Origin of the sequence: Mucilaginibacter sp. (genome assembly GCF_039207105.1) — a bacterium.
Lineage (GTDB): Bacteria > Bacteroidota > Bacteroidia > Sphingobacteriales > Sphingobacteriaceae > Mucilaginibacter.
This window is the reverse complement of the sequence record NZ_JBCECK010000145.1, coordinates 1-12,243: the sequence shown is the minus strand read 5'-3', so window position 1 is coordinate 12,243 and position 12,243 is coordinate 1. Positions and strand designations below refer to the sequence as shown.

General features: G+C 41.4%; 11 protein-coding genes. 5 read left to right on the top strand and 6 right to left on the bottom strand.

Annotated elements, in window-relative coordinates:
- Positions 1-170 precede the first annotated feature (170 nt).
- Positions 171-1,484: a DASH family cryptochrome gene (locus AAGC65_RS20970; RefSeq protein ID WP_343114416.1), complete on the bottom strand. Its 1,314-nt coding sequence runs from the start codon at positions 1,482-1,484 to the stop codon at positions 171-173.
- A gap of 304 nt (positions 1,485-1,788) precedes the next feature.
- Here AAGC65_RS20970 and AAGC65_RS20965 point away from each other — a divergent pair, with 304 nt between their 5' ends.
- A complete protein-coding gene (locus AAGC65_RS20965) occupies positions 1,789-2,313 on the top strand; it encodes a DinB family protein (protein ID WP_343114415.1) in 525 nt (174 codons plus the stop codon).
- A gap of 102 nt (positions 2,314-2,415) precedes the next feature.
- Here AAGC65_RS20965 and AAGC65_RS20960 read toward each other — a convergent pair whose 3' ends face one another.
- Positions 2,416-3,261, bottom strand: a complete 846-nt coding sequence (locus AAGC65_RS20960; protein ID WP_343114414.1) for a 5'-nucleotidase, lipoprotein e(P4) family — start codon at positions 3,259-3,261, stop codon at positions 2,416-2,418.
- Positions 3,262-3,568: 307 nt separating this feature from the next.
- Here AAGC65_RS20960 and AAGC65_RS20955 point away from each other — a divergent pair, with 307 nt between their 5' ends.
- Positions 3,569-3,961, top strand: a complete 393-nt coding sequence (locus tag AAGC65_RS20955) for a DoxX family membrane protein (RefSeq protein ID WP_343114413.1) — start codon at positions 3,569-3,571, stop codon at positions 3,959-3,961.
- Positions 3,962-4,014: 53 nt separating this feature from the next.
- On the opposite strand, the gene AAGC65_RS20950 is transcribed toward AAGC65_RS20955, so the two are convergent.
- Positions 4,015-6,348 carry a M1 family metallopeptidase gene (locus tag AAGC65_RS20950; RefSeq protein ID WP_343114412.1) on the bottom strand — a complete coding sequence of 778 codons (2,334 nt, stop codon included), beginning with the start codon at positions 6,346-6,348 and terminating at the stop codon, positions 4,015-4,017.
- Positions 6,345-6,935 carry a HupE/UreJ family protein gene (locus AAGC65_RS20945; RefSeq protein ID WP_343114411.1) on the bottom strand — a complete coding sequence of 197 codons (591 nt, stop codon included), beginning with the start codon at positions 6,933-6,935 and terminating at the stop codon, positions 6,345-6,347. Before AAGC65_RS20945 ends, AAGC65_RS20950 begins: the two co-directional genes overlap by 4 nt.
- Before the next feature lie 68 nt (positions 6,936-7,003).
- Here AAGC65_RS20945 and AAGC65_RS20940 point away from each other — a divergent pair, with 68 nt between their 5' ends.
- Positions 7,004-7,480, top strand: a complete 477-nt coding sequence (locus AAGC65_RS20940; RefSeq protein WP_343114410.1) for a DUF6702 family protein — start codon at positions 7,004-7,006, stop codon at positions 7,478-7,480.
- Here AAGC65_RS20940 and AAGC65_RS20935 read toward each other — a convergent pair.
- Positions 7,477-8,079 (bottom strand): HD domain-containing protein, encoded by a 603-nt coding sequence (locus AAGC65_RS20935; protein WP_343114409.1) that lies wholly within the window; start codon positions 8,077-8,079, stop codon positions 7,477-7,479. The two genes, AAGC65_RS20940 and AAGC65_RS20935, sit on opposite strands and share 4 nt — an antisense overlap.
- Positions 8,080-8,500: 421 nt before the next feature.
- Here AAGC65_RS20935 and AAGC65_RS20930 point away from each other — a divergent pair, with 421 nt between their 5' ends.
- Together AAGC65_RS20930 and AAGC65_RS20925 are read left to right on the top strand one after the other, a co-directional pair.
- Positions 8,501-9,367, top strand: a complete 867-nt coding sequence (locus tag AAGC65_RS20930) for an aldose 1-epimerase family protein (RefSeq protein WP_343114408.1) — start codon at positions 8,501-8,503, stop codon at positions 9,365-9,367.
- A gap of 108 nt (positions 9,368-9,475) precedes the next feature.
- On the top strand, positions 9,476-9,820 hold the full coding sequence (locus AAGC65_RS20925) for a hypothetical protein (RefSeq protein WP_290324568.1): 345 nt from the start codon (positions 9,476-9,478) through the stop codon (positions 9,818-9,820).
- A gap of 56 nt (positions 9,821-9,876) precedes the next feature.
- On the opposite strand, the gene AAGC65_RS20920 is transcribed toward AAGC65_RS20925, so the two are convergent.
- Positions 9,877-12,243 (bottom strand): DNA gyrase/topoisomerase IV subunit A (locus AAGC65_RS20920; protein WP_343114407.1); only part of this gene is annotated, 2,367 nt, incomplete at its 5' end.

The window sequence follows — 12,243 nt, the reverse complement described above, 5'->3', positions numbered from 1 at the left end:
TCTTTAAAACGGTACAAAAGTAAGCATATAGGCTTATATACTTCATAATTAATTGCAAAGAAATTTGCTTTGGCCCAATAACTGTATTAAACACACATTATGGAGTAAAAGCGTTATTCTATAGAGCAAAAATCAGGGAAATGGTTTAATGAAAAATAGCATAACAGGTTTTAGGCATGCACCATATTGCCAGCCTCATCAATGTTAGCATGCTGCCAGGTATTCACAAAATCGCTTATGGCATCTTTAGGTTGCAAGGTGGCTATAGTATATTTGCTTTCCTTAGCATCATTAACACCGGCTACAAAAGCCCAGTTACCCCAGTTACTGGCGGGTGAGTAATCTATCAATTTTTCTTCAAAATAAGCAGCCCCACGAGTCCAGTCTGCATGCAGCTCATGTACCAGATAGCTGGCCACAATTTGCCTGCACTGATTGCATATATAACCTGTGGCATTTAACTCGTGCATGCAGGCATCTATAAATGGTATGCCGGTATCGCCATGAGCCCACTTGTTAAAATCAAGCTCGTTGGTGGCTAATATCTGTGTGCTCTCTTCCGTAGTTTCTGTCTTGATAAATTTTTGTCCATGCTTTTTAAACATAAACCTGAAATAATCACGCCACAATAGTTCCAGCTTAAGCATACTTGCATTTTGCGCAAAGCTGTCCTGAGTGTGTTTAAATATTTCCCAATATACCTGCCGGGGAGATATGCAACCCACAGCCAGCCACGGTGATAATTTAGAAGAGTTATTGGCGATAATGCTACGTGCGTTTTTAGGCTTAACACTCTGTTCGCTCTGCGAAAAATATTTGTGCAGCTGAACCAAAGCGGCGGTTTCGCCACCCTGAAAGTAATTGGTAGCCCGAGGGTCATCAACAGGCTCATCAAGCCCTAACTGCTGCAGGGTTGGCAGTTCGCCCGCATCCGTAATTTCGGGGGTAGTAATATGATCTGGAGTAGACACTCCGGGGCGCACGTTACTATCACGCTCCACCTTTTTCTTGAAAACGGCAAAGCTATCCGGAATGTCTTTGATAGGAAACGGAAGATCTTCTTTATGGTATAGCGTATGGCCTATAAAATGCTTGAGGTTAAGCCTCATTTTCCATAAGGCAGCTTCTACCTGTTCAGATATGTCGGTTTCTTCATAGGCAACTTCGCGGTGATGATATACTTCATTTACCTGGTACTGCTCGGCCAATTGCGGCAATATCTCGGCTGGGTTTCCTATTCTTATAATAAGTTCGGCGCCATAAGCCTGTAAGTTCTTCCGCAAATCGGCCACCGCTTCTAAAAGGAAACGAGCCCTAAAGTTACCTATTTTAGTGGCACCTGATGGTGTGCGCTGAAAATAATAAGGATCAAAACAATATACCGGCAGTACTTTATCAGCCTTTCGGACAGCCTCTAACAAAATTTCGTTATCGTGTATCCGTAAGTCATTCCTAAACCAAACCAATATCGTCTTTTCGCTCATAGTTAAACAGGGTGTTAACTGAATTTATGAAGACCACAAATTTGCAATTTATTTGTGTCATATACACACTTTGTTGCAATATTTGACATCTTTTCAACATTTATAACTGTTTTTCACACAGTTACAACATTAGCATGCCGCCGCCCCGAATCAATCATCAAGAAGGCTAATTTAAGCCTTTGAATGCATAAATATAAGTTTTATCTATATAAAATCAATATACAACTCGTTATCAATCTTCATTTTAACACTTTAATAAATTATATTTTCTGATTATTTTTATTCAACCAAATATCAAACCATCATGAAAAAATTATCATTACTACTACTAATGCTGACACTAACCTGCACGGCAACCTTTGCCCAATTAACTAAAGAACAAATTATCAGCGAATGGACACGCGCCAAAGCATACACTAAAGCTTATTTAGATGCTATGCCTGCCGATGGCTATACTTTTAAAGCCACACCAGAGGTTCGTTCATTTGCGGGCCAAATGCTTCATTTAGCCGATGATAATTACTTTTTTTTAAGCATGGTAAGTGGTAAACCAAGCCCTTTAGCTAAAGGGGTATCATTAGAGAAAACAACAGAGCAAAACAAAGAAGCCACAACCAAAGCAGTTTTAGACAGTTATGATTATGCTATAGGCGCTTTGCAGGGCATGAACGAAGCACAATTTGCAGAAGAATTGGCCTTGGGCAAGTTAAAATCGACCCGTGGCTTATTATTGGCCAAAGCTTTTGAACATCAAACTCACCATCGCGGACAGGCTACTGTTTACCTCCGGTTAAAAGGTGTAACACCTCCGCAAGAAATGTTATTTTAACGCCAATCCATAATCAACGTTTTCTTGAGTACTTAAAAGGCCAATGCACCGTACGGGCATTGGCCTTTTTACAATTGAATATTTAGTGTAGCGTATCTACTTCTATTGATCAAGTTTTATTTTAGCCCTGATAACAGAATCTTTTTGGGCGACGTTAAGCTTATAGTTATACTGAAACAAAGCTCCTTCAAAATCGCCGTATGAGATGTTAGGTATTACAATATACCTGCTTCCAAATTCTTTTTGCAGTTTTTGCGTGGCTGCCATACGGCTTTCTTCGGTTGGATGATTATCATAAAGCACATCAAAATCGGGCAGATTATCACCGCAAAGCAACAGAATATCATGTGTTCTTAATACTTCCTGACGGCGGATTTCCTTACTTGAATTATCCTGCCTTAACAGCAAATGCTCATCATTGGCATTGGGCAATGCGTAATGCTGCAGGCTGTACAAAGTAGATCCGCGCTCGTTTTCATTACGGTTAGTAATATAATATATAGTGATACCTTTTGATGCTGCATATTTTAAAAATGAGGGAGCTCCCGGTACGGTATCCGCTTTGCTTTTATCTGTCCATTGTTTCCAGGTTTTGTCGCTGTAATCAGCATTTTGAATGGCGCGGGCAGCATCGTAAGGACTGTTATCCAATAGTGTTTCATCAATATCGGTAACAATAGCCAATGGCTTGGTGCTTACTTTTTTAACGCCTTCATCTACCCTTAACCTGGCAATATTATATGCCTGGAAACATAAAGCCCTGTACTCCGCAGCCCGTTGCTGCCATAAAGAAGCCCATACCTTACCATCATTAGCAATTGAGGTATTTGCCGTGCTGGTAGTAGTTGTAGAACTAACGGTTGTTGTGATGGTAGTTACTTTTTTAGTTGATGAACAAGCGCTTAAAACAAGTATTGACGATACAAGGTAAGAAGATATTTTTTTCATTTTTTATTATTGGCCAAATAGCCCGGAAATGTATTACACAGGCAATTTAGCATTGCAACTATATAATTTTGTGTAAACAAGCAGGTATCTGCAAGTAAGAATATATGTTAACTAAGCCTTTCCAGTTTTAGTTTACCCGGAAACTGCCCGGCAAATTTATTCAGTTTTGGGCGGATAACAAGTGAACGGCACTACTAATTTGGATTATGGCTAAATAAAGTCTATAGCTCAAGCTATACCTAACCATTTGAATATGTTAATTAAATCATTAATTTAGTGTTAACACTTCCACTAAAAACCTAAATTCATGAAAATTGCAGTATTAATTGCCCGCGTTTTGCTGGGCCTTCTCTTCGTTGTATTCGGTCTTAATTTCTTTTTCCAGTTTATTCCAATGACACCTCCGGCAATGTCGGCCAAGGCACAGGCTTTTAGCGGCGGCTTGTGGGGATCGGGCTATTTTTTTCAGTATATGAAAGTTATTGAAATTGCCAGCGGGCTGGCCATACTGCTTAACCGCTATACCGCTTTCTTTTTACTTATCCTGTTTCCGGTTTCGGTGAATATATTCTTATTCCATTTAATATTGGCGCCTTACGGCATACCTATGGCAATTGGTATTATTGTGCTTCACTTATTTTTGGGATTGGCCTATCGTAAGTATTATACAAGCATATTTACTGCTGTACCAACACTATAAAACCTGCTCTATAACGAAAAAGGTCCCCGGTATACCGGGGACCTTTTTCGTTATTAATTTTTTCTGGCATCCTGCATGGGGTTAGGCCCTGCGGTAACTCCTCGTGGCAGTGCCTGCTGTTTAAACAGTTCAAACCGTGATGGTTGATATTCGCGCGGCCAGCTGTTATTAGTTTCATCAATATCAGCAGTTTCACGGTATGGATCAAGCTTAATGGCTTTTACCTCTTTGGCTTTGGCAAACACCTTGCTGATCTTGAACTCGTTTTTACGCCATATATAAGCCGATATTTTTTCAAGCTCTTTGGTGCCGTCGGTATAAGTCCATTCAATAATTAAAGGGGTAACCAAACCACCTTTGTTGCTGAAATTGATCTCGTAAAAATAGCTCTTGTTATCGTACAGTTTCTTTTCATCTGGGCTCAAAGCATTATACATGGTCTGATAGCTTTGCGTAGTAAGCGGTGTTGCCGCAAAACGATCCCACTTGCTGTAAAAATCCTGCAGGGCGGTATCGGCCTCTACGGCAAATTTAGTACCGGCCTCTTTGTTACGGGTAGTGCTGATGTTTTCCAGGTTACGGTCAAATTGCGCACGGTCGGCATTAGCTTCAACTGCCGGGTTTTTAGTATTCAAGCGGTAGAGTTTTACGCTATCGATGGATACATCAACAGGTTCGGTTCCGTAAAACCAGCCTCTCCAAAACCAATCCAGGTCAACTGCCGATGCATCTTCCATTGTACGGAAAAAATCGGCAGGTGTAGGGTGTTTAAAGGCCCAGCGATGAGCATAGGTTTTAAAAGCGTAATCAAACAACTCGCGCCCCATTACAGTTTCGCGTAGTACGTTTAAAGCCGTTGCTGGTTTGGCATATGCGTTAGGGCCAAACATCACAATGTTTTCTGAGTTGGTCATGATAGGCTCCAGTTCATCCTTTGGCAGCTTCATGTAATCAACTATTTTATAAGCCGGGCCACGCTGCGACGGGAATTTGCTATCCCACTCCTGTTCGGCCATATACTGGCAAAAAGTATTTAAACCCTCATCCATCCATGTCCACTGGCGCTCATCTGAATTCACGATCATCGGGAAAAAGTTATGCCCAACTTCATGAATAATTACACCAATCATGCCGTTCTTGGTGGCTTCGCTATAGGTGCCATCTTTTTCGGCGCGGCCATAGTTAAAGCAGATCATCGGGTACTCCATACCGTTTGATGCCTCAACAGAAATAGCTACCGGATATGGATAAGGGAATGTATGTTTTGAATAAGTTTTAATGGTATGAGCCACCACCTTGGTTGAATATTTACGGTATAGCGGATAAGCCTCCGGGCCATAGTAAGACATGGCCATTACTTTTTTGCCACCGTCTATCTGGGTGCTCATAGCGTCCCAAACTATACGACGTGATGATACCCAGGCAAAATCACGTACATTCTCTGCGTGAAACATCCAGGTTTTGCGGGCAGTAGCATGATTTTTCATACTTTGCTTCACCTCATCAAGGGTAACTATCTCTTGTGGGGTAGTTGCAGATTGTGCAGCATTCCAGCGTTTAAGCTGAGCCGCGCTTAAAGTTTGCGCATAGTTTGAACATTGGCCGGTAGCGCCAACCACATGATCGGCAGGTACGTTCATGCTTACCTTAAAATCGCCAAAAGTTAGTGCAAACTCACCTCTGCCGGTAAATTGCTTGTTTTGCCAGCCCTGAAAATCGCTGTAAACGGCCATACGTGGGTACCATTGGGTCATGGTATACAGATAATTGCCATCTTCCGGGAAAAACTCATACCCACCTCGACCGCCAATAGTTAAGCGGTCAGATATATTATACCACCAGTTAATTTTAAACCTGAATTTTTGACCGGGCTGCAAAGTCGCGGGCAGCTCAATGCGCATCATGGTTTCATTAATGGTATATTTTAACGCGTTGCCATTGGCATCCTTAACACTCACAATATGATTACCCAGATCCAGATCATGTCCCATAATAGCCTGCAGCTGGCGCATGGTCATTTTGCTTTGCATTTTGCTTTCATCAAACTTGGCACTTTCAGCATCTTTTTTGTGCTGATTTTCGTCAAGCTGCAACCACAGGTAAGTAAGCGGATCGGGCGAGTTATTAGTATAGCTAATGGTTTCTGATCCATCTAAACGCTGCTTATCATCGTTTAGCGTGGCGCTGATATCATAATCGGCCTTTTGCTGCCAGTATTTTGGGCCCGGAGCTCCCGAAGCAGAACGGTACTCGTTTGGTGTAGAAACCATAGTACCCAATTGCTCAAACCTGTTACCGTGGTTTGAACCGGGATTATTGTCATACTGCGCAAAGGCGGCAGAGGTTAATAAAGTACAAGATAATAATGTAAGGTAAAATTTATTCATCTGAATTTTATGAGTAAAAAGCGCTCAATGCACATAATAAAAGCAATCCCAAATATAGCCGAAGAAAGGAACATTGTCCACTCGCGCTGGGCAACGCGGGCAAACTTTATAAGCAAATAAGAGATAAGTAACGCAGATATTACAATTAACACCTGCCCAAACTCCAAACCAATATTAAAAGCGAACAGCTGAGCCGTGATATTACTGCTGCTGCCCAGCAAACTTTTAAGATAATTTGAAAAGCCCATGCCATGTATCAGCCCGAAAAAAAGGGCCAATGTATAATTAAGGCGCATAGTGTTTTGGGTACGTTTTTTATTAAGCACATTAACCAAACTGGTGAATACTATAGTAACCGGTATCAGAAACTCAATAAGCGACGTATTAACATGCACCACATTTAAAACACTCAATGCCAGTGTTATAGAATGTCCGATAGTGAAAGCCGTAACCAATACCAGCACTTTGCGCCAGTCGGCAAGCAAATAGGTACCGCATAGTACAGTTACAAATAAAATATGATCATATCCCTCCCAATTACAGATGTGCTGCCAGCCTAACTGGAAGTACAAAGAAAACTCGTCCATGCAGTATAATTCGTGTTTGCGAATAAAAATAGCGTTTTTTGTGTAAAAAAAAATCATTTAACGCAATTATGTTGCAATTAATAATCATTAGCTGGCTAAGCTTTTTCCACCCGTTTTTTGTGAGCGTTACTGAAATAAACCACAACGCCCGCACACAATCTGTTGAGGTAAGCTGCCGCATATTTTATGATGATCTGGAACACACCCTCGAAAAGCAATACCATACCCGGGTTGATATTGTAAAACCTGCCGATAAAAATAAAGTAAACCAACTGCTAACAGATTACATTAAAAAGCACCTCATCATTAAAGCCGATGGCAAACCAATTGCGCTTAGTTATGTAGGTTATGAAATTCAGGAAGATGCGGCCTGGACCTATTTTGAGGCAAAAGGCATCAGCAAGGTAAAAAAGCTGGAAGTTCATGACGATCTGCTTTTTACAGAACACCCCGAACAGATCAATATGCTACACGTAACCGTTGGTGGCCTGCGCAAAAGTACCAAACTTGATAACCCGGAAAGCGATGCCGCTTTTGAGTTTTAGCGCTGCTCACCTTTCTTTAATATCCCTTTATCAACACTGCCATCTATCAATGCTTTGGCGAAATCCCAGAGTGTTTTTGAGCCTTGCTGAATGATACTTTTTTTCTGAATCACCTGCTCATATTTCACGTTGTGCTCCTGCCAGGTTCCGCCATTATTAGATACATTTTGCAGCAAGGGCTCCAGCCTATCCATTGATCGGGCAAATTTAGCTTCGGCCGTTTCACCAGCCTCAAACTCTTCCCATATGGCTATCAGCTCGGTTGCCTGTTCAGCGGGCAGTAAGCCAAATATACGCTCGGCGGCTTTGCGTTCGGCTTCAGAGTTTGAGTGATTTAATACCGTATCATAAAGAAAAATATCGCCTGCATCAATTTCAACCACATCATGAATCAGCAGCATTTTTACTACCTTCAAAGTATCAACGGGTTCGTTGGCATGCTGAGCCAATATAACGGCCATTACCGCTAAATGCCAGCTATGCTCGGCATCATTTTCGTTTCGGTCACTATTAAAAAGGCGGGTTTTTCTTTGGATGTATTTTACCTTATCAATTTCGTGGATAAAGGCTATTTGTTGTTGAAGATGCTCAAAATTCATATTTGTTATGTTTAAGCATTGCAAATATAGTATTTATATCAACTGCGATCTGAAAATTGCTTTTAAAACAGGAGGCACCTACGGAGCCGTTAAAATAGGTTATACCCTCTATAAACAGTTTGCTCCTCTGGAGCTATAAATGCTTTCAATCTCCAGGCTCCAGCGGAGCCACGTGTTTATAGCTTAAAACATTTCACAAATGGCTCCGTAGGAGCCTCCTAATCATCACAAAGATTAAAACGATTTCCCTGAATCCAGACAGAAGCATCATCTTTTGTCTTTTGTCCGTTATCTATCGTCCAAAACTCAAAAAGCTTATTTATATTAATTATGAACATGATTTAGCTGCTTATTTCACAAAAAATCATTGTAACTTGGATGCGTAAAAGTTAATTTTTTTCTGAATAATTACCGTTCACCTATGACTGTATTAGAAAACGAGTTTCTTAAAGTAGCTATCGATTTAAAGGGCGCTCAACTTAGCTCATTTTATAACAAAAAAACCGGTGTTGAACACCTTTGGCAAGCCAATCCTGATGTTTGGCCCTGGCACTCCCCTAACCTTTTCCCGGTTGTGGGCGGACTGATCAATAACCAGTTAATGGTTGATGGCCAGACCTACGAAATGGGCCGGCACGGCTTTGCAAGGACATCTGAATTTATTTTGCTGGAAGCCGATGAAGTATCGGCCAGTTTCTCGCTCCCACACAGCGAAAACACATTAAAGGTATATCCTTATAAATTTGATTACCAGGTTTTATATATGCTGATCGATAATTCGCTGCGTATAACCCACAAGGTGATCAATCTGGATAAAAAAACCATATACTTTTCTGTTGGAGCCCATCCGGCATTTAACATTCCTTTTTTCAAAGGCGAAAGTTATGATGATTATTACCTGGAATTTGAAACAGACGAGCATTTAGAAGCCAACCTGCTATCGGCTGATGGCTTTTTTACCGGCGAAACAAACACCGTACCTACCCCCGGTAATAAACTATATTTAACACGCCACCTGTTTGATGCCGACGCGCTTGTTTTTAAACAACTAAACTCCCGGATGATCAGCATCAAAAGCAAAAAGCATGATCAATCCATATCGGTTGAGTTCCCGCATTATAACTATCTGGGCTTGTGGGCCAAACCCGGTGCCGACTTTGTATGTATTGAACCCTGGCTTGGCTGCGCTGATACCGAAAACCACCAGGTAAACATCAATAAAAAAGAGGCCATACAATCATTGCATGCCGGGCATGTTTTTGAGGCTCCTTATTTTATAAGCCTGTAAGTGACACTTTTTTGTAAAATATTGTGCAGTAACAAAACATTTTAATCGGTTTTTTATTTACAATAATTAAACACATATTTAAAACAATACTTATTTAACTTATTAGCTATGAAAAAGAAAATCTATCTTATCGCTCTTACCATGTTACTCTCCATTGGCGCATTCAACAGCTATGCTTCTACAGCTACTGACGGCGCTTTAACTATATTGAGCAAAGAGCAAATAGCCAGCATGACCACCGAGCAGAAACAAGCCCGCGTGGAAGAAATTAAAGCAAGAGTGAACGAAATAAAAGCGATGGACAAATCTGAACTTACCAGAGAGGATAAGAAAGAATTACGTCACGAGCTTAAAGGTCTTAAACACGAAGCAAACGCTTTAGGCGGCGGCGGTATCTACCTTTCGGTGGGCGCTATTATCATTATCATTTTAGTACTGATCCTGATATTATAATCAACACGATATCAATAAAAAGCCTCCCGATATATCATCAGGAGGCTTTTTTATGTTTAGAACAACCCTAACTGCCCTTTATCATCCATTTCAATATCATCGGGGTTGGTTATTTCAAAGTCAACTTTTTTATGAGGCTCCTGAGCTTGGGGCTCCGGTTTAATTTCCAATTTAGGTGTTTGAGCCGATGGCTGCGCTGCTGGTTGCTCCTGCTCTGCTTTCGGCGAAGGGGTTTCCTCAGCTAACTCATCAACCTGTTCATGAGCATCATTTTCCTCATTCAATTCTGTTTCCGGCTCTTCCGAGTCAATTGCCTCTTCGGGGCTTTCACCTGCTGATATCAGCTCAACTGATTTTACCGGAAATTGCGATAAGCGGTTACCCATCGCTTTCATGCCTTTCACATCAATCAAATCGGCCAGGTTTAGCTCTACTGTTTCGGGGGTTTGATCTTTGCCTTTTAGTTGTACTACACTTACAAGCGGGGCTGTTTTACTCAGTAATATCAGTTTTGAGCCAGGTTCTTCGCTAATAATACTTACCTGTTTACCCAATACAATGTTTTCAAACGTGAAACGCTTTACCAGATAATTTTTTGATTTGCCGTCCAGGTGAATAACTGAGTAAACCTTTTTAGGGTCGTACTTTTCTATCAGCATCATTTTATCATCAAAATGATTGTTCAGGTCAAAACTGGTCAACTCATATATACCATTACTCATAACGGTAAGTATACGGTCATCACCATCAAATTCGCCCAGGTATTTGCCCCGGCTGTCGGCGTTCAGGCGTTTTAAAATATCGTCGTACCAGATTTTGCGGCCGGCCAGGGTAGATACACCCTTGGTTTTAAGTATTATTTTTTTAACCGGATACTTGGTGATGATATTCCCCATTGATCCGCGGCCTTTAATAGCTATAGATGCAAAATCCTCATCAAACTGCAGTTTTTTGAGTTTGGAATGTGGTTTAAGCTGTACATTAACCACCTCGGCCTCGCCATTAGGATTTGCCGAAAAATAAAGCACCTTAGTACCCTTGGTTCCTTTGGTAAGGTCATATTCCTTATCGCGGGTTACGCCAACAACGGAAAAACGTTTAATATAGCTGATGCCGCTGGCGCCATCCTTATATATCATGTTGTAAACCGTACGCTCATCATTCTTTTTAAATACGGCTACATGGATAATCTCTTTACCCACAAAAACTTTGTCCTGTACCTTGGTAATAATGCAGCGTCCATCTGCCCGGAAAACGATGATCTCGTCAATATCAGAGCAATCACCTACAAACTCATCCTTTTTAAGGCCCGAACCTATAAAACCATCTTCGCGGTTAACGTATAGTTTTACGTTGGCCAGGGCAACCTGGGCAGCCTCTACCTTATCAAAGGTGCGCAGTTCGGTTTTACGTCCACGATCTTTACCATATTTTTCCTTTAGTTTTTCAAACCAGGCAATGGCATAATCGGTAAGGTGTTTCAGGTGATGTTTAACCTGTTTTATTTCATTTTCAAGCGTTTTCATGAGCTCATCCGCTTTTTTAACATCAAAGCGGGTGATGCTGCTCATAGGCTTGTCAATCAGTTTCTTATAATCCTCAGGCAATATCTCCCTGTAAAACTGCGAAAAGAAAGGTTCAAATAACCGGTTTAATACTTCCAGTACAGTTTCAAAATTTCCGGAGCTTTCATAGTCAGGATGTTTATACATGCCCTCCTGAATAAATATTTTAAGCAACGAGCTAAAAAATATCTTCTCCATCAGCTCTTTCAGCCTGATCTCCAGCTCCTGCTTAAGCAGATCTTTGGTGAAAAAGGTGCTTTCGGTAAGCATGTCATTCACGCTCATGAAGCGTGGCTTATCATCCTGAATAACACAGGTATTGGGCGATATGGAAACCTCGCAATCGGTAAAGGCGTACAGCGCGTCGATAGTTACATCGGGCGATATACCGGGTGCCAGGTGAATAATGATCTCGACGTTTTGCGCGGTATTATCCTCAATCTTTTTGATCTTGATTTTGCCTTTATCATTGGCAGATATCACACTATCAATCAAACTACCTGTAGTGGTCGAAAATGGGATCTCGGTAATAGCCAGCGTTTTTTTATCACGCTCCACAATTTTGGCCCGCACCCTCACCTTGCCCCCGCGCTGACCTTCGTTATACATCGAAGTATCGGCCATGCCTCCAGTCGGGAAATCGGGCATCAGATTTGGTCGCTCACCTTTTAATACAGCTACGGATGCATCAAGCAGTTCAATAAAATTATGTGGTAATATTTTGGTGGCCAAGCCTACCGCAATACCTTCGGCTCCCTGGGCCAGCAGCAAAGGGAATTTTACAGGCAGTGTAATAGGCTCCTTGTTACGGCCATCATAACTGGCCTGCCAAACGGTAGTATCGGGATTAAAAACAAC

Bases quoted from the DNA above. Each gene is read 5' to 3' on its own strand.
- AAGC65_RS20950 (WP_343114412.1), bottom strand. From the start codon at position 6,348: ATGAATAAATTTTACCTTACATTATTATCTTGTACTTTATTAACCTCT.
- AAGC65_RS20970 (WP_343114416.1), bottom strand. From the start codon at position 1,484: ATGAGCGAAAAGACGATATTGGTTTGGTTTAGGAATGACTTACGGATA.
- AAGC65_RS20955 (WP_343114413.1), top strand. From the start codon at position 3,569: ATGAAAATTGCAGTATTAATTGCCCGCGTTTTGCTGGGCCTTCTCTTC.
- AAGC65_RS20945 (WP_343114411.1), bottom strand. From the start codon at position 6,935: ATGGACGAGTTTTCTTTGTACTTCCAGTTAGGCTGGCAGCACATCTGT.
- AAGC65_RS20940 (WP_343114410.1), top strand. From the start codon at position 7,004: ATGTTGCAATTAATAATCATTAGCTGGCTAAGCTTTTTCCACCCGTTT.
- AAGC65_RS20935 (WP_343114409.1), bottom strand. From the start codon at position 8,079: ATGAATTTTGAGCATCTTCAACAACAAATAGCCTTTATCCACGAAATT.
- AAGC65_RS20930 (WP_343114408.1), top strand. From the start codon at position 8,501: ATGACTGTATTAGAAAACGAGTTTCTTAAAGTAGCTATCGATTTAAAG.
- AAGC65_RS20960 (WP_343114414.1), bottom strand. From the start codon at position 3,261: ATGAAAAAAATATCTTCTTACCTTGTATCGTCAATACTTGTTTTAAGC.
- AAGC65_RS20965 (WP_343114415.1), top strand. From the start codon at position 1,789: ATGAAAAAATTATCATTACTACTACTAATGCTGACACTAACCTGCACG.
- AAGC65_RS20925 (WP_290324568.1), top strand. From the start codon at position 9,476: ATGAAAAAGAAAATCTATCTTATCGCTCTTACCATGTTACTCTCCATT.